Source organism: Pseudomonas sp. ACN8, from assembly GCF_002303925.1.
Lineage (GTDB): Bacteria > Pseudomonadota > Gammaproteobacteria > Pseudomonadales > Pseudomonadaceae > Aquipseudomonas.
In genome coordinates this window covers 56,094-77,964 of record NZ_MRCS01000022.1, presented here as the reverse complement: position 1 = coordinate 77,964, position 21,871 = coordinate 56,094, and the positions used below count along the sequence as shown (strand labels likewise).

Annotated in this window: 24 protein-coding genes and 1 pseudogene; all 25 read left to right on the top strand. The window is 60.5% G+C overall.

Annotated elements, in window-relative coordinates:
* The first annotated feature begins 3 nt into the window (after positions 1 to 3).
* The 25 genes and pseudogenes from fliO to BSF44_RS14395 all read left to right on the top strand — a co-directional run bounded on the left by fliO (position 4) and on the right by BSF44_RS14395 (position 21,857).
* On the top strand, positions 4 to 417 hold the full coding sequence (fliO, locus tag BSF44_RS14510; protein WP_095944089.1) for a flagellar biosynthetic protein FliO: 414 nt from the start codon (positions 4 to 6) through the stop codon (positions 415 to 417).
* Positions 417 to 1,175 (top strand): flagellar type III secretion system pore protein FliP, encoded by a 759-nt coding sequence (gene fliP, locus BSF44_RS14505; protein WP_095944070.1) that lies wholly within the window; start codon positions 417 to 419, stop codon positions 1,173 to 1,175. Before fliO ends, fliP begins: the two co-directional genes overlap by 1 nt.
* Complete coding sequence (fliQ, locus tag BSF44_RS14500) at positions 1,172 to 1,441, top strand: flagellar biosynthesis protein FliQ (RefSeq protein WP_007948918.1); 270 nt, start codon at positions 1,172 to 1,174, stop codon at positions 1,439 to 1,441. The genes fliP and fliQ overlap by 4 nt, the downstream gene beginning before the upstream one ends.
* Before the next feature lie 3 nt (positions 1,442 to 1,444).
* On the top strand, positions 1,445 to 2,227 hold the full coding sequence (fliR, locus tag BSF44_RS14495) for a flagellar biosynthetic protein FliR (protein ID WP_095944069.1): 783 nt from the start codon (positions 1,445 to 1,447) through the stop codon (positions 2,225 to 2,227).
* A gap of 3 nt (positions 2,228 to 2,230) precedes the next feature.
* Positions 2,231 to 3,370 (top strand): flagellar biosynthesis protein FlhB, encoded by a 1,140-nt coding sequence (gene flhB, locus BSF44_RS14490; RefSeq protein WP_095944068.1) that lies wholly within the window; start codon positions 2,231 to 2,233, stop codon positions 3,368 to 3,370.
* Positions 3,371 to 3,524: 154 nt separating this feature from the next.
* Positions 3,525 to 4,199, top strand: a complete 675-nt coding sequence (locus tag BSF44_RS14485; RefSeq protein WP_095944088.1) for a hypothetical protein — start codon at positions 3,525 to 3,527, stop codon at positions 4,197 to 4,199.
* Positions 4,200 to 4,322: 123 nt separating this feature from the next.
* Positions 4,323 to 6,452, top strand: coding sequence for a flagellar biosynthesis protein FlhA (gene flhA, locus BSF44_RS14480; RefSeq protein WP_095944067.1), 2,130 nt, complete (start codon positions 4,323 to 4,325; stop codon positions 6,450 to 6,452).
* Positions 6,453 to 6,463: 11 nt separating this feature from the next.
* Positions 6,464 to 7,792, top strand: coding sequence for a flagellar biosynthesis protein FlhF (gene flhF, locus BSF44_RS14475; protein ID WP_095944066.1), 1,329 nt, complete (start codon positions 6,464 to 6,466; stop codon positions 7,790 to 7,792).
* Between the two features lie 116 nt (positions 7,793 to 7,908).
* A complete protein-coding gene (gene fleN, locus BSF44_RS14470; RefSeq protein WP_008001746.1) occupies positions 7,909 to 8,739 on the top strand; it encodes a flagellar synthesis regulator FleN in 831 nt (276 codons plus the stop codon).
* Positions 8,736 to 9,476: an RNA polymerase sigma factor FliA gene (fliA, locus tag BSF44_RS14465; protein ID WP_007894214.1), complete on the top strand. Its 741-nt coding sequence runs from the start codon at positions 8,736 to 8,738 to the stop codon at positions 9,474 to 9,476. Before fleN ends, fliA begins: the two co-directional genes overlap by 4 nt.
* Positions 9,477 to 9,643: 167 nt before the next feature.
* Positions 9,644 to 10,015 carry a chemotaxis response regulator CheY gene (locus BSF44_RS14460; protein ID WP_003183998.1) on the top strand — a complete coding sequence of 124 codons (372 nt, stop codon included), beginning with the start codon at positions 9,644 to 9,646 and terminating at the stop codon, positions 10,013 to 10,015.
* Between the two features lie 21 nt (positions 10,016 to 10,036).
* Positions 10,037 to 10,825: a protein phosphatase CheZ gene (locus tag BSF44_RS14455; RefSeq protein WP_008052267.1), complete on the top strand. Its 789-nt coding sequence runs from the start codon at positions 10,037 to 10,039 to the stop codon at positions 10,823 to 10,825.
* A gap of 54 nt (positions 10,826 to 10,879) precedes the next feature.
* A complete protein-coding gene (locus tag BSF44_RS14450; RefSeq protein WP_095944065.1) occupies positions 10,880 to 13,147 on the top strand; it encodes a chemotaxis protein CheA in 2,268 nt (755 codons plus the stop codon).
* A 48-nt stretch (positions 13,148 to 13,195) separates the two neighbouring features.
* Positions 13,196 to 14,326: a chemotaxis response regulator protein-glutamate methylesterase gene (locus BSF44_RS14445; RefSeq protein WP_095944064.1), complete on the top strand. Its 1,131-nt coding sequence runs from the start codon at positions 13,196 to 13,198 to the stop codon at positions 14,324 to 14,326.
* A complete protein-coding gene (locus BSF44_RS14440) occupies positions 14,326 to 15,066 on the top strand; it encodes a flagellar motor protein (protein WP_057715870.1) in 741 nt (246 codons plus the stop codon). The genes BSF44_RS14445 and BSF44_RS14440 overlap by 1 nt, the downstream gene beginning before the upstream one ends.
* 16 nt (positions 15,067 to 15,082) lie before the next feature.
* A complete protein-coding gene (gene motD / locus BSF44_RS14435; protein ID WP_095944063.1) occupies positions 15,083 to 15,973 on the top strand; it encodes a flagellar motor protein MotD in 891 nt (296 codons plus the stop codon).
* A 43-nt stretch (positions 15,974 to 16,016) separates the two neighbouring features.
* Entirely contained in the window at positions 16,017 to 16,805 is a 789-nt protein-coding gene (locus BSF44_RS14430; protein WP_095944062.1) for a ParA family protein, read from the top strand.
* A 69-nt stretch (positions 16,806 to 16,874) separates the two neighbouring features.
* A pseudogene (locus tag BSF44_RS31115) lies at positions 16,875 to 16,988 on the top strand (outer membrane lipoprotein carrier protein LolA); the annotation flags it as partial.
* Positions 16,989 to 16,999: 11 nt separating this feature from the next.
* Positions 17,000 to 17,905, top strand: coding sequence for a CheW domain-containing protein (locus BSF44_RS14425; protein WP_095944061.1), 906 nt, complete (start codon positions 17,000 to 17,002; stop codon positions 17,903 to 17,905).
* Positions 17,906 to 17,981: 76 nt separating this feature from the next.
* The gene (locus BSF44_RS14420; RefSeq protein WP_007980742.1) at positions 17,982 to 18,467 is read left to right on the top strand and encodes a chemotaxis protein CheW; all 486 of its coding nucleotides are present in this window, start codon (positions 17,982 to 17,984) and stop codon (positions 18,465 to 18,467) included.
* On the top strand, positions 18,468 to 18,860 hold the full coding sequence (locus BSF44_RS14415; RefSeq protein ID WP_095944060.1) for a DUF2802 domain-containing protein: 393 nt from the start codon (positions 18,468 to 18,470) through the stop codon (positions 18,858 to 18,860).
* Between the two features lie 353 nt (positions 18,861 to 19,213).
* A complete protein-coding gene (locus BSF44_RS14410; RefSeq protein WP_095944059.1) occupies positions 19,214 to 19,720 on the top strand; it encodes a hypothetical protein in 507 nt (168 codons plus the stop codon).
* Positions 19,717 to 20,025 (top strand): NUDIX hydrolase, encoded by a 309-nt coding sequence (locus BSF44_RS14405; protein WP_095944058.1) that lies wholly within the window; start codon positions 19,717 to 19,719, stop codon positions 20,023 to 20,025. The genes BSF44_RS14410 and BSF44_RS14405 overlap by 4 nt, the downstream gene beginning before the upstream one ends.
* A 488-nt stretch (positions 20,026 to 20,513) precedes the next feature.
* Positions 20,514 to 20,768, top strand: a complete 255-nt coding sequence (locus BSF44_RS14400) for a PAAR domain-containing protein (RefSeq protein ID WP_095944057.1) — start codon at positions 20,514 to 20,516, stop codon at positions 20,766 to 20,768.
* 9 nt (positions 20,769 to 20,777) lie between these two features.
* Complete coding sequence (locus tag BSF44_RS14395; RefSeq protein ID WP_095944056.1) at positions 20,778 to 21,857, top strand: hypothetical protein; 1,080 nt, start codon at positions 20,778 to 20,780, stop codon at positions 21,855 to 21,857.
* Positions 21,858 to 21,871 lie beyond the last annotated feature (14 nt).

The window sequence follows — 21,871 nt, the reverse complement described above, 5'->3', positions numbered from 1 at the left end:
GCGATGCCGTTCAGCGTGCTGGCGGCCGAGCCTGTCGCAACGGCCACCACGGCCGCTGCGCCTGCGGTGAGCAGCGGTGTGGCGGGCCAGTTGACGCAGTTGGTGTTCGGCTTGCTGTTGGTGCTGGGGTTGATCTTCTTCCTCGCCTGGTTGCTGCGTCGGGTCCAGCAGGCCGGTCCGGCGGGCAAAGGGCAGGTGATCGAGATTGTCGGCTCCCGCGCGCTGGGGCCTCGCGATCGCCTGATGCTGGTGCAGGTCGGCAACGAGCAGATTCTGTTGGGCCTGAGCCCCGGCAACATCACTGCACTGCACGTCCTCAAGGAGCCGGTGCAAGTGCCGAGTACCGAGAAACCCACGCCGGAATTTGCCCAGCGCCTGTTGGAGATGCTGGGTAAAGATCAGAAGGATAAGAAGTAATGGGTGCGCTGCGCATCGTCTTGACGCTGACCCTGATGCTGGCCGCGCCGCTGGCATTCGCCGCCGATCCGCTGTCGATTCCGGCCATCACCCTGGGCACCAATGCGCAGGGTGCGCAGGAATACTCGGTCAGCCTGCAAATCCTGCTGATCATGACCGCGCTGAGCTTTATCCCGGCGTTTGTCATGCTGATGACCAGTTTCACCCGGATCATCATCGTCTTCTCGATCCTGCGCCAGGCCCTGGGCCTGCAGCAGACGCCGTCGAACCAGATCCTCACCGGCATGGCGCTGTTCCTGACCCTGTTCATCATGGCGCCGGTGTTCGACCGGGTGAACCAGGACGCCTTGCAGCCGTATCTGGCGGAAAAGATGACGGCCCAGGATGCGGTCGCCAAGGCTCAGGTGCCGATCAAGAACTTCATGCTCGCCCAGACCCGCACCAGCGATCTGGAGCTGTTCATGCGCCTGTCCAAGCGCACTGACATCGCGACGCCGGATCAGGCGCCGCTGACCATCCTGGTGCCGGCCTTCGTGACCTCCGAGCTGAAAACCGCCTTCCAGATCGGCTTCATGATCTTCATTCCGTTCCTGATCATCGATCTGGTCGTGGCCAGTGTGTTGATGGCCATGGGTATGATGATGCTCTCGCCGCTGATCATTTCCCTGCCGTTCAAGATCATGTTGTTCGTGCTGGTCGATGGCTGGGCGCTGATCATCGGCACGCTGGCCAGCAGCTTTGGTGGTGTCTCGCCATGACCCCGGAAGTTGCGGTCGATATTTTCCGCGAAGCGCTGTGGCTGACCACCATGATGGTGGCGGTGCTGGTGATTCCGAGTCTGCTGGTCGGCCTGCTGGTGGCGATGTTCCAGGCTGCGACGCAAATCAACGAACAGACCCTGAGCTTTCTGCCGCGCCTGCTGGTGATGCTGGTAACCCTGATCGTTGCCGGCCCGTGGCTGGTGCAGACCTTCATGGAATACATCCTGCAGTTGTACGGCAGTATTCCTCAGGTCATCGGCTAGACCATGTCACTGCTAGCGCTGACCGATACCCAGATCAGCACCTGGGTGGCGACGTTCATGTTGCCGCTGTTTCGCGTCGGCGCCTTGCTGATGGTCATGCCGGTGTTTGGCACGACCCTGCTGCCCCGGCGCATCCGCCTGTATTTCGCGTTGGCCATTACCGTGGTCATCGTGCCGGGCCTGCCGCCGATGCCGCCGGTCAATCCCCTGGATTTGAGCGGGCTGTTGCTGATTGCCGAGCAGATTCTCATCGGTGCGGTGATGGGTTTTTCCTTGCAACTGTTCTTCCAGGCCTTTGTGGTGGCCGGGCAAATCGTCGCCATCCAGATGGGCATGGGCTTCGCCTCCATGGTCGACCCGACCAACGGTGTGTCGACGGCGGTGATCGGGCAGTTTTTCACCATGCTGGTGACGCTGCTGTTCCTGTCCATGAACGGTCATCTGGTGGTGTTCGAGATCCTCACCGAGAGTTTCACCACGTTGCCGGTGGGGGGCGGCCTGATGGTCAATCACTACTGGGAACTGGCCGGCAAGCTCGGCTGGGTGCTAGGTTCGGCGTTGTTGCTGGTACTGCCGGCGATCACCGCATTGCTGGTGGTCAACATCGCCTTTGGCGTCATGACCCGGGCAGCGCCGCAACTGAACATTTTTTCCATCGGCTTCCCGCTGACCCTGGTGCTTGGGCTGTTCATCATCTGGGTCGGATTGGCGGACATTCTCAACCAGTATCAACCGCTGGCCACCGAGGCCTTGCAGTTGTTACGCGAAATGGCACGGGCGAGCTGAGCCATGGCCGAGAGCGAAAGCGGTCAGGACAAAACAGAAGACCCCACGGAGAAGCGCAAGCGGGACTCCCGTGAAAAGGGTGAGATCGCGCGTTCCAAGGAACTCAACACCCTGGCGATCATGCTGGTCGGTGCCTCGGCGTTGCTGATTTTTGGCGGCGCCATGGCGCAGGACATGATGGAGCTGATGCGCATCAACTTCTCGCTGCCGCGGGAAGTGATCCTGGATCAGCACTCCATGGCCGCCTACCTGATGCGCTCGGGGCAAATTGCCCTGTGGTCGATCCAGCCGGTGATGATTGCGCTGGTGCTGGCCGCCATCATCGGCCCGATTTCCCTGGGCGGCTGGCTGTTCGCGGCGGGTTCCATGGCGCCCAAGTTCAGCCGCTTGAACCCCGGTCTCGGCCTCAAACGCATGTTCTCCACCAAGTCGCTGGTCGAACTGCTCAAGGCCCTGGCCAAGTTCATCATCATCCTGTTCGTGGCGCTGGCGGTATTGTCGTCGGACATCGATGACCTGCTGCGCATCGCCCATGAGCCCCTGGACATGGCGATCATTCACAGCCTGCAAGTGGTGGGCTGGAGCACCTTGTGGATGGCGTGCGGGCTGATCATCATCGCCGCGGTGGATGTGCCGATACAGATTTGGGAAAGCGTTAAAAAGCTGAAGATGACCAAGCAGGAAGTGCGCGACGAGCATAAGGACCAGGAGGGGCGACCTGAGGTCAAGCAGCGCATTCGTCAACTGCAGCGCGAGATGTCCCAGCGGCGGATGATGGCCGCCATTCCCGAGGCCGACGTGGTCATCACCAACCCGACGCACTACGCCGTGGCACTCAAATACGACCCGGAAAAGGGTAATGCGCCGGTATTGCTGGCCAAGGGCAGCGACTTCCTGGCCCTGAAGATCCGCGAGATCGCGGCGGCCAACGAGATTTTGCTGCTGGAGTCGCCGGCGTTGGCGCGGTCGATCTACTACTCCACCGAGCTTGAACAGGAAATTCCCGGCGGACTCTACCTGGCGGTTGCGCAGGTGCTGGCTTACGTCTACCAGATTCGACAGTATCGGGCGGGCAAGGGCAAGCGTCCGGATCCGCTCAAGGATGATTTGCCGATCCCGCCGGATTTGCGGCGCGATCGCTGATCCAACCGTTGATCTGAAAGTTTCGCAGACCTGTCAGTTATGACAGTAGACCCCGAGTGCTGTCTTGATATTCCATGGCCCTCGACAGGTTGCTGTCAGGCGCAGGGCCTGCCAGCTGTTACCTGTCTTACTGATGATGGGTAGGGAGAAGGTCATGACGGTGGTTTATCGGCGGCTCGAAGGGATGGCGTTGACGTTTGTTTCCGGCACCCTTGAGCAGAATGACGAGCGAATGCTCAGTTATGCGGTTACTTTCAGAATGTCGCTGGACTTCGTGCATTTCTTGCACATGAGCAATCAGTTTCTTTCGGGGTACCTGGATGATCCGGTCAATGCGATCAGGCCGGAATTGGGTGGGCTGGCTTATCACTACTCCTACAATTACTTCTTCTCTGCCGCTGGTGATATCAGCAGTAGCGCAGATCTGTTCAAGGTCTTCGCCAGTCCCTATTACTACATGGATGCTTGGTCGACCGGAGGGCTGGAGCGCCGATACGGCAAGCCAGCTTTTCGGCATGTCGGTGAACAGTTGGAAGTGACTGTTCGTCGGGATTTTCGTTGGGAGGACGGTGCGCCGATTTACGTGAAGGATTTGCCGCTCATTACATTTGATTGGTCGCTCAATGTAATGCAGGGGCATTCATCTCAGAAACCGAAGCCGAAGCTGAAGCCGAAGCTTGCTCCTGGTTCGATCGTCATTTTTGGCTATACGGAAGCTGAAACAGTGGAGATCGGTGGAGTGCCGGTGCGCAAGCGCATGCGTTACATGGTGGGCAGTGAGTTGCAACTCGGCGCCATTCTCCCTGAGCAGATTCTGACCGCCGAGTGATTGTTTTCCGCCCCGGATTCCTGCATTCCGTTCCTTGGCAAAAAGTTGGAAAGCTTCTTGCAGTAGCCGCTCTGCGTCTGCTTCAGGCGTCAAAAGTTTGCTTTAAAGGAACGGGGAAAACCGGTGGATCGCTCTCAGTTAATCAACAGTGCCCGCACAAACGTTGCCGACCTCAGTCGAGGCAATCTGGGCGTGCCGCTGTTGCTGCTGGTCATGCTGGCGATGATGATGTTGCCGGTGCCGCCGTTCCTGCTGGACGTGTTCTTCACCTTCAACATCGCGCTGTCCATCGTCGTGCTGCTGGTGTGCGTCTACGCTTTGCGGCCGCTGGATTTCGCGGTGTTTCCGACCATCCTGCTGGTGGCGACGCTGTTGCGCCTGGCGTTGAACGTGGCCTCCACGCGGGTGGTGATGCTCCACGGTCAGGACGGCCATGCGGCGGCCGGCAAGGTGATCCAGGCCTTTGGTGAGGTGGTGATCGGCGGTAACTACGTGGTTGGTATCGTGGTGTTCGCGATCTTGATGATCATCAACTTCGTCGTGGTGACCAAGGGCGCCGGGCGGATTTCCGAGGTGAGCGCGCGTTTCACCCTTGATGCGATGCCCGGCAAGCAAATGGCGATCGACGCCGACCTCAACGCCGGCCTGATCGATCAGGCCCAGGCCAAGGCCCGTCGCTCGGAGGTGGCCCAGGAAGCCGAGTTCTACGGTTCCATGGACGGTGCCAGCAAATTCGTTCGCGGTGACGCCATCGCCGGCCTGTTGATCCTGTTCATCAACCTGATCGGCGGCATGGCGGTCGGTATCTTCCAGCACGGCATGACCTTCGGCGACGCCGGCAAGGTGTATGCGCTGCTGACCATCGGTGACGGTTTGGTGGCGCAATTGCCATCACTGTTGTTATCGACAGCAGCGGCAATCATGGTGACCCGTGCGTCCGGTTCGGAAGACATGGGCAAGCAAATCAATCGCCAGATGTTCGCCTCGCCCAAGGCGCTGGCGGTAGCAGCCGGTTTGATGGCGGTCATGGGCCTGGTGCCCGGCATGCCGCACTTCTCGTTCCTGAGCATGGCGGCCCTGGCGGCCGGTGGTGCTTATCTGTTCTGGAAAAAGCAGAACGTCGCCAAGGTGCAGGCCCTGCAAGAGGTCAAGCGCCAGCAGGAGTTGCTGCCGTCGCCGGCCCGTGCCCAGGAAACCAAGGAGCTTGGCTGGGATGACGTGACGCCGATCGACATGATCGGCCTGGAAGTGGGTTATCGCCTGATTCCATTGGTGGACCGCAACCAGGGCGGCCAGTTGCTGGCGCGGATCAAGGGCGTTCGCAAGAAGCTGTCCCAGGATCTGGGCTTCCTGATGCCCACGGTGCATATCCGCGACAACCTCGACCTGGCGCCAAGTGCCTATCGCCTGACCCTCATGGGGGTGATCCTGGCCGAGGCGGAGATCTACCCGGATCGCGAGCTGGCGATCAACCCGGGGCAGGTCTACGGCACGCTCAATGGTATTACCGCCAAAGATCCGGCTTTCGGCCTGGAGGCGGTCTGGATCGAAATCAGCCAGCGCGCCCAGGCGCAATCCCTCGGCTATACCGTGGTCGATGCCAGTACAGTAGTGGCTACCCACTTGAACCAGATACTCTACAAGCATTCCAGTGAACTGATCGGTCACGAAGAAGTGCAGCAACTCATGCAATTGCTGGCCAAAAGCTCGCCGAAACTGGCCGAGGAGCTGGTGCCGGGCGTGGTTTCGCTGTCGCAGTTGCTCAAGGTGCTGCAAGCGCTGCTGGCCGAACAAGTACCTGTACGCGATATCCGCAGCATTGCCGAGGCGATCGCCAACAATGCCGCCAAGAGTCAAGATACCGCCGCGCTGGTGGCTGCCGTGCGGGTTGGCGTATCCCGTGCAATCGTCCAAAGCATTGTAGGCACTGAGTCGCAGCTGCCAGTCATCACGCTGGAGCCAAGGTTGGAACAGATATTGCTCAATAGTCTGCAGAAGGCAGGACAAGGCTCGGAAGAGGGTGTTCTGCTGGAGCCAAGCATGGCTGAGAAGCTGCAACGTTCGTTGATCGACGCGGCGCAGCGTCAGGAGATGCAAGGTCAGCCGGTGATTCTGCTGGTGGCCGGTCCGGTTCGCGCGATGCTCTCGCGATTCGGCCGGCTCGCAGTCCCGGGTTTGCACGTGTTGGCTTACCAGGAAATCCCTGACAACAAGCAAGTGACCATCGTTGCGACAGTAGGGCCCAACGGCTGAGGTAGTGGTTTATGCAAGTTAAGCGTTTTTTCGCCGCCGATATGCGTCAGGCCATGAAGCTGGTTCGCGATGAGCTGGGCGCTGATGCCGCCATCATTGGCAACCGCCGGATCGCCGGGGGTGTCGAATTGACGGCTGCGCTGGATTACAAGCTGTCGGCCCTGGCGCCGCGGGTCCCGAACATGGAGCTCGAAGACGAGCTGCGCAAGACTCAGTCGCGGATCGTCACTGCCCAGGCCGAATTGAGCCTGCGTGGCGATGGCGAGAGCGACAACGCAACCAATCGCCAGTTGTTCGCCGGCTTGCCGTTGACCGCCGCCGAGCCGCTGATGGAACCGACCTACGCCGAACCTCGTCGCCCCGCGCCGGCCGCTGCGCCAGCGTCCGGTGGCGTGGATCCGCGGGCGTTTGACTCGATGCGTTTCGAGCTCAACAGCCTGCGCGAACTCATGGAAGTCCAACTCGGCTCCCTGGCCTGGAATCAGCTGCAAGGCAGCCGTCCGGACCAGGCCAACCTCTGGCGTCGCCTGCAACGCATTGGCCTGTCCGGCCCGCTGTCGCGCGACCTGCTGGCGATGATCAGCGAAATCGAAGAGCCTCGTCAGGCCTGGCGCATGTTGCTGGCGCACCTGGCGCGCATGATCGTTACCCCGGAAGTCGAGCCGCTGGAAGAGGGCGGTGTGATTGCCATGGTCGGCCCTGCCGGCATGGGCAAGACCACCACCCTGGCCAAGCTGGCCGCCCGCTACGTGCTCAAGTACGGCGCGCAGAACATCGCGCTGGTGAGCATGGACAGCTTCCGCATCGGTGCCCAGGAGCAGCTCAAGACCCTGGGGCGCATTCTCAATGTGTCGGTGACCCACGTCGATCCGGGCCAGTCCCTGGTGCAGGCCCTGGAACCACTGTTGCGCAAGCGCGTGGTGCTGATCGATACCGCCGGCCTGCAGGCCAGCGATCCGGCCCTGCGCATGCAGCTCGAAAGCCTGGCCGGTCGTGGCATCCGCTCGAAAAATTATCTGGTCCTGGCAACCACCAGCCAGAAACAGGTTCTAACGGCCGCTTATCACAGTTACAAGCGTTGCGGGCTCGCCGGCTGCATCCTGACTAAACTGGATGAAACGGCAAGTCTGGGCGAGGTGTTGAGCCTGGCCATCAGTCATGAACTGCCAGTGGCCTACCTGACCGATGGCCCGCGGATCCCGGATGATTTGCATCTGCCGCGTCGTCATCAGTTGGTCAGCCGCGCCGTGAGCGTGCAAATGCAGGAAGAACCCAGCGAAGAAGCCATGGCTGACATGTTCGCTGACATCTACCACAGCCCGACCAAGCAGGTTGGCTGAGGTATTAATGAACAGTTTTTGTACCTACATCGATGGTCTGCCATGCATTGTTCCGTTTGTGAACGCGCAGCCAGTAATGTGGCCTCCGTCTATGCAAGACAAGGTAAAGAAATAACATGGGCAGCATGCATCCCGTACAGGTGATCGCGGTGACCGGCGGCAAAGGTGGCGTCGGGAAAACTAATGTGTCAGTGAACTTGTCCCTGGCTTTGGCCGAGCTTGGCCGGCGCGTCATGCTGTTGGACGCGGACCTTGGACTGGCGAACGTCGACGTTCTGCTGGGCCTGACACCCAAACGTACCCTGGCCGACGTGATCGAAGGCCGCTGCGAACTGCGCGATGTATTGCTGCAGGGACCCGGCGGCATCCGTATCGTTCCGGCCGCATCCGGCACTCAGAGCATGGTGCATCTGAGCCCCGCGCAACACGCCGGCCTGATCCAGGCCTTCAGTGATATCGGCGACAACCTCGACGTACTGGTGATCGACACCGCTGCGGGCATTGGGGACTCGGTAGTCAGTTTCGTTCGCGCCGCCCAGGAAGTGCTGCTGGTGGTGTGCGACGAGCCGACTTCGATTACCGATGCCTATGCCTTGATCAAGTTGCTGAACCGCGACTACGGCATGAACCGCTTCCGCGTCCTGGCCAACATGGCCCAGAGCCCGCAGGAAGGACGCAACCTGTTCGCCAAGTTGACCAAGGTCACGGATCGCTTCCTCGATGTCGCCTTACAATACGTCGGCGCGGTGCCCTACGACGAAAGCGTGCGCAAGGCCGTGCAGAAGCAGCGCGCCGTCTACGAGGCCTTCCCGCGTTCCAAGTGCTCGCTGGCGTTCAAGGCCATCGCGCAGAAGGTCGATACCTGGCCGCTGCCTGCCAACCCGCGCGGGCACCTGGAGTTTTTCGTCGAGCGGCTTGTGCAGCAGACAGCAGGACCTGTTCTATGACAGCCAGCGGCTACAACCTCTACAAAAAGTCGGCACGCGATGCGCAGTACGAGCTGATCGAGCGTTACGCGCCGCTGGTTAAACGCATTGCCTACCACTTGCTGGCGCGATTGCCGGCCAGTGTCCAGGTTGAAGACCTGATCCAGGCCGGGATGATCGGCCTGCTTGAAGTATCGACCAAATATGACGCCAGCAAAGGCGCCAGTTTCGAAACGTACGCGGGCATACGAATCCGCGGCGCCATGCTCGATGAGGTGCGCAAGGGGGACTGGGCACCACGTTCGGTTCATCGCAACACGCGGATGGTCAGCGATGCCATTCGCTCGATTGAAGCTAAAACCGGCCGAGACGCTAAAGATCACGAAGTTGCGGCCGAACTCCAATTGAGTCTCGATGATTACTACGGGATTTTGAACGACACCCTGGGCAGCCGGCTGTTCAGTTTCGACGACCTTTTGCAGGACGGCGAACACGAGGGGCTGCACGAGGATGGCGCGAGTGCTCATCTCGAGCCGTCACGCGACCTGGAGGATGAACGCTTCCAGGCTGCGCTGGCGGATGCGATTGCCAATTTGCCGGAGCGTGAGCGGCTGGTGTTGGCGCTGTACTACGACGAAGAGTTGAACCTCAAGGAAATCGGTGAGGTCCTGGGGGTCAGCGAATCGCGGGTCAGCCAGTTACACAGCCAGTGCGCGGCCCGTTTGCGGGGGCGTTTGGGGGAGTGGCGAGCGCGCTGAAGGCAGTGTGGGGACACTGCGAACGAGGCTGGTGTGGTGTTGAACTGCGCCGGTCGCGATCTGTTGTGCTCCAGACAGTCATTGAGTGCTTTGCCGGATTGATTGAAATGGCGCGTCCAGGTGCTGGGCGCGTTTAAGACTGCTTGGAGGTCGAATTGGACAAGAACATGAAAATCCTCATCGTTGATGACTTCTCAACGATGCGGCGGATCATCAAGAACCTGCTGCGTGACCTTGGGTTCACCAACACCGTCGAGGCCGACGATGGCACTACCGCCATTCCGGTGCTCAACAGCGGAAGCATCGACTTTCTGGTAACGGACTGGAACATGCCTGGCATGACCGGTATCGATCTGCTGCGCCACGTGCGTGCCGATGAAAAGCTCAAGCACCTGCCGGTGCTGATGGTGACCGCTGAAGCCAAGCGCGAGCAGATCATCGAAGCCGCCCAGGCCGGTGTTAACGGCTATGTGGTCAAACCCTTCACGGCCCAGGCGTTGAAAGAAAAAATCGAGAAGATTTTCGAACGCATCGGTTGATGAATGCGCCACGGGGGAGCTATGGGCAATAACGAAACTTCATTGGGCGACTTTGAATCGACCCTGAAAAAACACGCCGTCGAATTGGTCGAGAGCCTTGAAAAAGGCAAGTTCGGCGACGCGGTGCAATTGATCCATGAGCTCAACCAGACCCGTGACCGTGGCCTGTATCAGGAAGTGGGCAAGCTCACCCGCGAACTGCATAGCGCGATCGTCAATTTCCAGATTGACCCGCACATGCCGCAAGCCGAAGAAGTGTCGCAGATCACCGACGCCACCGAGCGCCTGGGGTACGTGGTCAAGCTGACCGAGGCCGCGGCCAATCGCACCATGGATCTGGTGGAAAGTGCCACGCCGCTGGTCAATGGCCTGGCCGATGAAGCCAAGGTGTTGAGCGCGGACTGGGGGCGCTTCATGCGTCGCGAAGTCGGCGCCGAAGAGTTTCGTGAACTGGCCCGGCGGGTCGACGGGTTCCTGACGCGCAGCGGCACGGACAATCGCGCGGTGTCGGGCAACCTCAACGACATCCTGCTCGCCCAGGATTACCAGGACCTCACAGGCCAGGTGATCAAGCGTGTGACCCAGTTGGTCACCGAAGTTGAAAGCAACCTGCTCAAGCTCGTGCTGATGGCCAGTCAGGTGGACCGCTTTGCGGGCATCGAACATGACCGTGAAGCGATGCTTGCTGAAAAAGATCCACAAAAACATCTCTCTCAGGGTGAAGGTCCGCAGATTCATGCCGATAAAAGAGAAGACGTTGTGTCCGGTCAGGACGATGTGGACGATTTGTTATCCAGCCTGGGATTTTAGAGTTTTAGAATTTTAGGTTTTTTGGGTTTTTAGACCTGTAGGAGCACCCCCTTAATGAGCTTCGGCGCCGATGAAGAGATCCTTCAGGATTTCCTGGTTGAGGCCGGCGAGATTCTAGAGCAACTGTCCGAGCAACTGGTCGAGCTGGAAAGCCGTCCGGATGATGCGGATCTGCTCAATGCAATTTTTCGCGGTTTTCACACTGTAAAAGGGGGCGCCGGCTTCCTCCAGCTCAACGAACTGGTGGAGTGCTGCCACATCGCCGAGAACGTGTTCGACATCCTGCGCAAGGGTGAACGTCGCGTCGACTCGGAACTGATGGACGTGGTTCTCGAAGCGCTGGACGCGGTGAACGGCATGTTCAGCGAAGTCCGCGAACGCGGCCCGATCACGGCCGCGACACCGGAACTGCTCGCGGCGCTGGCCCGTCTGGCCGAGCCGCAATCGGCTGACGAGGTGGCTGCCGCGCCTGTCGCCGCCGTGGTCGAAGCACCTGTGGCTGAAGCCGAGTCGGGCGATATCACCGACAATGAATTCGAACAACTGCTGGACTCGCTGAATGCCGTCAAGGCCCAGGCCGAGGCCCCGAAGGCTGCTCCAGCGCCTGCCGGCAATGCCGCCGGCAGCGATGAAATCACCGATGCCGAGTTCGAGTCGTTGCTCGATCAGCTGCACGGTAAAGGCCAGTTCGCCGTTGACGCGGTGGTCCCGGCGACCGCTGTGCCAGAAGCGCCGAAAGCGGCCGGCGACAGTTCCGATATTACTGACGACGAATTCGAAGCACTGCTCGACCAACTGCACGGCAAGGGTAACTTTGCTGTCGAGGCGCTGGAGTCGGCCATTGCTTCTGTGCCCGCGCCCGCGGCACCCAGCGCGGTGGCGGCCGGCAGCGATCTGATTTCCGATCACGAGTTCGAAGCGCTGCTCGACGAGTTGCACGGCAAAGGCAAGTTCACTGAAGTGGGCGCAACGGCTGGAACGGCAACCGGCGCCAACGCCTCGGTTGCGGCACCTGCCGCCAAGGCAGCCGCGCCGAAACCCGTGGCCAAGGCTCCCGAGCCAATAGCCGAAACACGGGCCCCTGTGGCCGCTGCTGCACCGGCTGCTGCCCGTGCCCCGGCCGTGCCACCGGCGGAAAAGCCGGCGAGTGAAGCCGAGACCACCGTGCGCGTCGATACCGCGCGTCTCGACGAGATCATGAACATGGTCGGCGAGTTGGTGCTGGTGCGTAACCGCCTGGTCCGCCTGGGCCTCAACAGCGGCGACGAAGCCATGTCCAAGGCCGTGTCGAACCTCGACGTGGTCACCGCCGACCTGCAGACCGCGGTCATGAAGACCCGGATGCAGCCGATCAAGAAAGTCTTCGGGCGCTTCCCGCGCCTGGTTCGCGACCTGGCCCGCCAGCTCAAGAAAGAGATCAACCTGGAACTGGTCGGCGAAGAAACCGACCTCGACAAGAACCTCGTCGAGGCTCTGGCCGACCCGCTGGTCCACTTGGTGCGCAACGCGGTCGACCATGGCATCGAATCGCCGGAAGAACGCGAAGCTTCGGGCAAGGCCCGGGGTGGCAAAGTGATCCTGGCGGCCGAGCAGGAGGGCGACCACATCCTGCTGTCGATCTCCGACGACGGCAAAGGCATGGACCCGAACGTCCTGCGTTCCATCGCGGTTAAACGCGGCGTGATGGACAAGGATGCCGCCGATCGTCTGAGCGACACCGAATGCTACAACCTGATCTTCGCCCCGGGTTTCTCGACCAAGACCGAGATCTCCGACGTATCGGGTCGCGGCGTGGGCATGGACGTGGTGAAAACCAAGATTTCCCAGCTCAACGGTTCGATCAACATCTACTCGGCCAAGGGCCAGGGTTCGAAGATCGTCATCAAGGTGCCGCTGACCCTGGCGATCATGCCGACGCTGATGGTCATGCTCGGCAACCAGGCGTTCGCGTTCCCGCTGGTGAACGTCAACGAGATCTTCCACCTCGACCTGTCGACCACCAACGTCGTGGACGGCCAGGAAGTGGTGATCGTGCGGGACAAGGCGCTGCCATTGTTCTATCTCAAACGCTGGCTGGTCAGCTCCGCCGCTCACGAAGAGCAGCGCGAGGGCCATGTGGTGATCCTTTCGGTGGGCACCCAGCGGATCGGCTTTGTCGTCGATCAACTGGTGGGCCAGGAAGAAGTGGTCATCAAGCCATTGGGCAAAATGCTCCAGGGAACTCCGGGCATGTCCGGCGCCACCATCACCGGTGACGGCCGCATCGCGCTGATTCTCGATGTTCCGAGCATGCTCAAGCGTTACGCCACACGGCGTATTTGATTCTGGTGGAGCGGGGCGCCTGGCCTCGCTCCATCTAATGGAGTGTTTATGGCAGTCAAAGTCCTGGTGGTGGACGATTCGGGGTTTTTCCGCCGCCGCGTCTCGGAAATTCTTTCAGCGGATTCCAATATCCAGGTCGTCGGCACGGCGACCAATGGCAAAGAGGCGATCGATCAGGCGCTGGCCCTCAAGCCCGACGTGATCACCATGGACTACGAGATGCCGATGATGGACGGCATCACCGCCGTGCGGCACATCATGCAACGCTGCCCGACCCCGGTCCTGATGTTCTCCTCGCTGACCCACGAAGGCGCCCGGGTCACCCTCGATGCGCTGGATGCCGGCGCGGTGGACTTCCTGCCGAAGAACTTCGAAGACATCTCGCGCAACCCCGAGAAGGTCAAGCAACTGCTGTGCGAAAAGATCCTGAGCATTTCGCGCAGCAATCGTCGCGTCAGCACTTACAGCGCTCCGGCCCCTGTGGCCGCACCTGCGCCAACACCTGCGCCTTCCAGTATCGGAAGTTACGGCAGCAGCGCGCCCGTGCGTCCGGCACCGGCACCGATTCCTGTGCGTACACATGGGGCCTGCGCGTCGTCGCCCGCGCCGAAACGCAAAGCCTACAAACTGGTGGCCATCGGTACGTCCACCGGTGGCCCGGTCGCCCTGCAGCGGGTCTTGACCCAATTGCCGGCCAACTTCCCGGCCCCGATCGTGCTGGTCCAGCACATGCCGGCCGCCTTCACAAAGGCCTTTGCCGAGCGCCTGGACAAGCTCTGCCGCATCAGCGTCAAGGAAGCCGAGGATGGCGACATCCTGCGTCCGGGCCTGGCGCTGCTGGCGCCGGGTGGCAAGCAGATGATGATCGACGGTCGCGGCGCGGTGAAAATCCTCCCGGGTGACGAACGTCTCAACTACAAACCGTGCGTGGACATCACCTTCGGTTCGGCGGCCAAGACCTACGGTGACAAAGTTCTGGCGGTGGTCCTGACCGGCATGGGCGCCGACGGCCGCGAAGGCGCGCGCCTGCTCAAGCAGGGTGGCAGTTCGATCTGGGCACAGGACGAAGCCAGTTGCGTGATCTACGGCATGCCGATGGCCATCGTCAAAGCCGAACTCGCCGACGCGGTGTACAGCCTCGACGACATTGGCAAGCACTTGGTCGAGGCCTGTATCTGATGGATGTTCTCAGCCTGATTGGCATCATCATGGCCTTTGTCGCGATCATCGGCGGCAACTACCTTGAAGGCGGTCATCTCGGCGCCCTGGCCAACGGCCCGGCAGCACTGATCGTACTCGGCGGCACCATTGGCGCCGCGCTGCTGCAATCGCCGATGAGTGCCTTCAAGCGCGCCATGCAGATCCTCGCCTGGATCCTGTTCCCGCCCCGTGTCGACCTGGCCGGTGGCATCGACCGCGTGGTGAACTGGAGCCTGACCGCCCGCAAGGAAGGCCTGCTGGGCCTTGAAGGCATCGCCGACGCCGAGCCCGACAACTACGCGCGCAAAGGTCTGCAACTGCTGGTTGACGGCGCCGAGCCGGAAGCGATCCGCAGCATTCTGGAAGTGGATTTCTACACCCAGGAAAGCCGCGACATCGAAGCGGCCAAGGTCTTCGAAAGCATGGGCGGTTACGCGCCGACCATCGGCATCATCGGTGCGGTCATGGGCCTGATTCATGTCATGGGCAACCTCGCTGATCCATCGCAACTGGGCAGCGGTATTGCCGTGGCGTTCGTCGCCACCATCTACGGCGTGGCCAGTGCCAACCTGGTGCTGCTGCCGATCGCCGCCAAACTCAAATCCATTGCGTTGCGCCAGTCGCGTTATCGCGAAATGCTACTTGAAGGGCTCCTGTCGATCGCCGAAGGTGAAAACCCACGCTCCATTGAGTTGAAGCTTCAGGGCTTCATGGATTGATGGGGGGTAATGGACTATGGCTCGTCGTCGACATCAGGAAGAACATGTAAACCATGAACGTTGGCTGGTTTCCTACGCCGACTTCATCACCTTACTGTTCGCCTTTTTCGTGGTGATGTACTCCATCTCGTCGATCAACGAAGGCAAGTACAAGGTCATTTCCGAGGCGCTGATCGGGGTCTTTACCGATTCCGATCGTTCGCTCAAGCCAATCCCCATCGGTGACGAGCGGCCGAAGACCGTGACCCCGGCCAAGCCGCTGGTCCATGACAGTGATCAGGTCGATGCCGGTGTCTCCGGCGCCAGCGATCCGCTCAAAAGCATCGCCGACGACATCAGTGCGGCGTTCGGTGACTTGATCAGCTCCAACCAGATGACCGTGCGCGGCAATGAGTTGTGGGTTGAGATCGAACTCAATTCCAGCCTGTTGTTCGGCAGTGGCGACGCCATGCCCAGCGACATCGCGTTCAACATCATCGACAAGGTCGCGGCGATCCTGAAGCCGTTCGACAACCCGATCCATGTCGAAGGTTTCACCGACGATCAGCCGATCCGCACCGCGCAGTACCCGACCAACTGGGAGCTGTCCTCGGCCCGCTCGGCCAGCATCGTGCGCATGCTGGCGATGCAGGGGGTGAACCCCGGTCGCCTGGCTTCGGTGGGCTACGGCGAGTTTCAGCCGGTGGCCAACAACGCCACCGCCGAAGGCCGCGCCCGCAACCGTCGCGTGGTGCTGGTGGTGTCGCGCAACCTCGATGTTCGCCGCAGTCTGACCGGCACCGGAACCGCCCATGCGCAACCGGATGCCGCATTGAAGCGTGCTGGCACACAAACTGCACCGACCCCGGTCAAGTCGCCGGTACGAGAGAGCGCCGTCAATTCTCCGTCACCGGCATTAACACGTTGAGCTATTTCTCGGTCGATCCGTTCGGCCGGGAGGAACAATCCGAATGAGAGTCTGGGCAGTCGCCAATCAAAAGGGTGGTGTCGGTAAAACCACTTCCTCCATCGCTTTAGCCGGTTTACTGGCGGAGGCGGGCAAGCGCGTGGTCGTGGTCGATCTCGACCCCCACGGCTCGATGACCAGCTACTTCGGCTACGATCCAGACACCCTGGAACACAGCAACTACGACCTGTTCCTGAACAAGGGCAACGTGCCCCAAGGCCTGCCAGGTCAATTGCTGCTGTCGACCAGCGACGAACGCATTTCCCTGTTGCCCTCCAGCACCGCACTGGCCACCCTTGAGCGCCAGTCGCCGGGACAGAGCGGTTTGGGCCTGGTGATTGCCAAGAGCCTGGCGCAACTGTGGCAGGACTTCGATTACGCCGTGATCGACAGCCCGCCCTTGCTCGGCGTGCTGATGGTCAATGCCTTGGCGGCGAGCCAGCAACTGGTGATCCCGGTGCAGACCGAACACCTGGCGGTCAAAGGCCTGGAGCGCATGGTCAACACCCTGGCGATGATCAACCGCTCGCGCAAACAGGCGTTGCCCTTCACCATCGTGCCGACCCTGTTTGACCGACGCACCCAGGCGTCCCTTGGAACCTTGCGCGTGCTGCGCGACAAATTCCCCGAGGAAATCTGGCAAGGCTACATCCCGGTGGACACCCGCCTGCGCGATGCCAGCCGCGCCGGTCTGACGCCTTCGCAATTCGACGGCAAGAGCCGTGGCGTTCTCGCTTACCGCGCGTTGCTCAAGCATCTGTTGGCGGCACAACTCGTTCCGCAGGTGGCCTGACATGAGCCCGATCCCTGTAGGAGCGAGCGTGCTCGCGATGGTCGTCAACGCTGACGCGGAAAACCTGACATGATCCCGATCCCTGTAGGAGCGAGCCTGCTCGCGATGGTCGTCAACGATGACGCGGGAAACCTGACACCCCGTGGCGCGCTCAGGTTCATCGCGAGCAGGCTCGCTCCTACAGGTGTGCGCGCATGAACCGCCCATTGAAGACCACCTCGCGCCCACAACTGGCCTTGCAGTCGTATCTGGACAGCCTGCTGCAGGACGTGACAGAGCAGCTGACACCGCCAGTAGAGGCGGTGGCCGAGGAGATCGCGGCCGAAGCCGTGCTGGACGAATTTCAGGCAGCGGTGCTCGAAGAACAGGCCCGGGATGCACAGAAAACCGCGCCTGTGGTCGCGCCAGTAGCTCCGGCGGCCAAGGCGCCGGTTGCTGTGGTCGAAGCGCCGGAGCCCGTTCTGGCACCGGTATCGACCCTTGCGCCGCTGTTGCAAACCCTGAACGCTCCGGTGATCGAGGAACCTCAGGCACGGGTTCCGCCCGTCGTCGAAGTGCACCTGCCGCCAAGCAATACGCCGCCACCGGTGGAAACCGATGGTCGTCCGTCCTGGGCTGCCGAACCCTTCGAATGCCTGCTGTTCGATGTCGCCGGCTTGACCCTGGCGGTGCCGCTGGTATGCCTGGGGTCGATTTATTCCCTGGCCGGTCACGAGTTGACGCCGTTGTTCGGTCAGCCGGAGTGGTTCCTGGGCATTCTGCCGAGCCAGGCCGGCAACCTGAAGGTGCTCGATACCGCGCGTTGGGTCATGCCCGACCGTTATCGCGACGATTTCAAGCAGGGCCTGCAATATGTGATTTCGGTGCAAGGCTACGAGTGGGGCCTGGCGGTGCATCAAGTCAGCCGTTCGTTGCGCCTGGACCCGAACGAAATCAAATGGAGAAGTCACCGAGGTCAGCGGCCATGGCTCGCCGGCACGGTGATTGAACACATGTGCGCCTTGCTCGATGTCGCCTCGTTGGCCGAGTTGATCGCCAGCGGCGGAGCCCGGCACATGTCCGGCAGCAAGCCGGGCCACAAACCGACATCAGTCAAATAAACAAAACAGGCGACGTCACTCTGATGATGTTGCACGGAACACACACCGCCAGGGCGGTTTCTTGAGGGGTCAGGGTATGAATGACAAGGCAACGGCGGCAAAGGGTTCCGAAGATCCGATCCTGCAATGGGTCACCTTCAAGCTGGACAACGAGACCTACGGCATCAACGTGATGCGCGTCCAGGAAGTCCTGCGTTACACCGAAATCGCCCCGGTCCCGGGTGCCCCGAGCTACGTGCTGGGCATCATCAACCTGCGCGGCAACGTCGTCACCGTGATCGACACCCGCCAGCGCTTCGGCCTGATGAATGCCGAGATCAGCGACAACACCCGTATCGTCATCATCGAAGCCGACAAGCAGGTGGTCGGGATCATGGTCGACAGCGTGGCCGAAGTGGTTTACCTGCGTCAGTCGGAAATCGAAACCGCGCCGAACGTGGGTAACGAAGAGTCCGCCAAGTTCATTCAAGGCGTGTGCAACAAGAACAACGAATTGCTCATCCTGGTCGAGCTCGACAAGATGATGAGCGAAGAAGAATGGTCGGAACTGGAGAGTATCTGATTGATTCTCGAGGTGGCGGTCATTGTCCTGTTCCTGTTCTGGGCAGGTACGCTGGCAATGTTCCTGGCGTACATACGCGCTCAAAAGCAGATCGCCGCGCAACAGGCCAAGGGTGATGCGCTGCGCGATCAGCGCATCAAGGACCTGGCCAGGCACGTCGACGACTACCAGAACGGCAATGTGCGCATGGGCGAAGACCTGCATGAACTGCGGGCGATCGTCGCGCCCCTGCCGGACAAGCTCGCTCAGCTGGAACAACGGGACCCCTCAAGTCTGTCATTCGCCCAGGCGGCGCGACTGGTCGGGATGGGCGCCAGCGTCAACGAACTGACTCAGTCCTGCGGCTTGACCCAGGCGGAGGCGGAGTTGATGAGCAAGCTGCACAAGAACTGACAGCCTGTAGGAGCGAGCCTGCTCGCGATGGACGTTAACGATGACGCGGGCCTCCCGGAGAAACGCGGCGCTCATACGTGCATCGCGAGCAGGCTCGCTCCTACAATGGTTCTATGTCGGACACAGAACAAGTGTTCACCGCATATCAACTGTGGGAACGAGCTCGCTCGCGATGGCGTCTTCGAGTGCGCAGCAATCTTCCCCGCGATCCGACGCATTCCTCTCTATCCTCAGACCGGGATGACGCTTTCGTAGTCTCCTGCCTATAGCACTCTCAGATTCCACCGTCTTGTGATCGCAACCAGCGATCAGTAGTTTGACCTGCCCAAACATACACAGTGCCAGGAAGGCCTATGCTCGATATCTTGCGCGGTACACCGCTGTGGGTTTATGCGGTGTTTTTTATTCTGAGTTACTACGGCGTCAGCGCCTGTTTCAGAAGCCACGTATCGAAAAGGTCATTGCAGATATCACCTGTGATATTCGTGGCTTTGTCCCTCGCATCGCTCAATCCCTCCCAGGAAATTGCAATCCAGCTTTCAGCCTATTCGTTGGGATTACTGGCGGGGTGGTGGGTGGCACTGCGTTTTTTCTCCTACAGCAATGTGCAGCGCGAAGGGAACCATCTGGTACTGCCGGGCACGATCAAGGTGCTGATTGTGTATTGGGGCTTTTTTGCCTGGCGCTACTACGGCGGTTACCAGGCGGCCATGTACCCGGAGCTGGCCAATGAAATGTCGGCGGTCGCAGGGGCGGCACTGGGGGCTGGCCTTATCAACGGTTTGATTGTCGGTCGCAGTCTCAGGCTTTTGCGGTTTTTCAGGTTTGAAGGCGACATGCAGGCGAGGAATGACGGATGACCACCATTGGAGTATTCGCAGCGATCTTTAACGAGCAGCACGAGATCTTGTGTGTGCAGCGTAACTACCCGCCCTACGGCTGGACGACTCCCGGCGGACGCCTTGAAAATGGGGAGTCACCGGAGGCGGCCGTCGTTCGTGAAGTGCTTGAGGAAACCGGTTACCACGTCACGGTTGAAAAATTGATCGGCCTGTACTCGGCGCCATTCAAAGATGATCTGGTCATTTCCTTCGCATGCTGCATTACCGGCCGTGAGCAGTGGCTGCCTGGTGAAGAGATCTCTGCGATGGGTTTTTTTCCTTGAGTGATCTTCCCGGACCTATGAAAAACAATACCCGCATTCGTGTGCTGGACGCCTTTGAAGGCAAGTCAGGTACCTGGAGAAGCTTTACCGCGGCGGAACATGCATGAACATGTTGTGACGCAGGCTCGCTTGGCCTGCTGTCGGCAATGTTCTGCTCAGCCGGGACCCTCTACGCAATACCTCCAAGGCGAATGGAGATGGGTGCCAGGTCATCACCCCCACGTTCAGTGACATCCTCCTCCGCGATCCAATATCCACGCACACCCCCGTCTGCAACCTCAATGCATCCACTTTCATGAACAGGCGCTTCGTGATCGCGGGCAGGTTCGCACTCGGGATACGGCCTACGTGGTCCTGGGAATCGGACTACTTGATTTGAGGAATGCGCCGACTTGAGACGGCCGGCTTCGGTCAGTACCGTGCAGTTCCTTTATTTGCTCTCGTTTTTGGACTGATGTCCTGCCCATGTTCAAACACGGAAGTTCACCATGCGCCCCATCATCGTAATCGACGACCCGACCTCTGATGGAGGGTGGGTGTGTGAAGGATCGCCCTGGACGGATATCAACGGTCTCGCGGTTGCGAGAGTCGGAGATCGAGTCTTGTGCCCGCATGGGGAATGCATGATCGAAAGTGGTGATGAAACACTGCTGGTCGATGACAGGGCGGTTGCTCGTGACGGGGATCTGACTTCCTGCGGTGCAAGGCTGATAGCTACGCAAAAGGACACTGGCCTTCTCTAAGGAACAGAGATGGAATATCGAACAAGTCTCTATGATCGGATCTCCGAACGCCGGTTGGCGGCGCAGGAGGCGCAACGCCTGGCGGATGCGATATTTCCCGCGGGGGATTTCACCTCCAACTGCGTCAGCATTGCGCGGGCCTGGGTCTGGCTACCCTGCGGCGCCTATGACGCACCGTTACCGGTAAGCGAACTGGCAGGAATGCGTACCGACTTTTCTCACGACCCACGCCTGCTGGATGCCAGCGGACTGCGTCGGCCCATTTGCCGTCTCGCCACTCCCATCGAAGGATGGCCAGCAGTCGAGGCGCTTGGTCGCTCCGGCGAAATCCTGCAGGGTGCCCTGAAAAAATGGGCATCGGCATTCCGCGAATCAATCGACTGGTCGAACACCCAGGTCGTGTTGTTCGTTCCAGACGCTGTCGGCGCGATGGACTGGATTGATCGAGTCGTGAGCCTGTGGCCTCGTGAGCTGATGCCGCTACGTGGTTTTGACTTGCAGACCCAAGCCCCCGCGCAGTGGTTGCCCGAGGTCCTTGGTCACAGTGCCGGGCCGCAGTACCTGTTGTGCCTGAGTCTGGCCACATGGGTCTGCAAGGAGCAGGTGCCGTGTCTCGCACCTGATGAGATGGCCGGCGAAGCGGTCAGCGCGGTGTTGCTGCATCGCCAGCCGAAGCTTGCGGACCTGCGGACCGACAGCGCTCTGAAACTGTTTGCGCCGATCCAGCTGGATCACCCGCCTCGCACTGCACAGGCGCGTATCGACACGCAAACCCTCGAACGGTTGATGGCAAAACTGTGCGAGCTCACGGCCATCGATCCGGTGCGAGTCAGCGTGCTGATCGGAGAGGGCGCACTCGGTGACAACCGCCTCACTCAGCTCGGCGAATATGCCCGGAAATTCTTGTCTGGCCTGGACCTCGAGCGCCAGGTTCGCCTCAACACAATGGGGGCCCGGTTCGGGTCTGTGACCGGGCAATGGGTGCAAATCGGCCTCGCTTGGCTGACTGCAAGCGCTGAACCTGGCTGCGCCGTGTGGATATTGGATCGCACATTGTCCGACCAGACCCGGGGCTGGCTGATCGGCTGAAGCCTCATGGATTA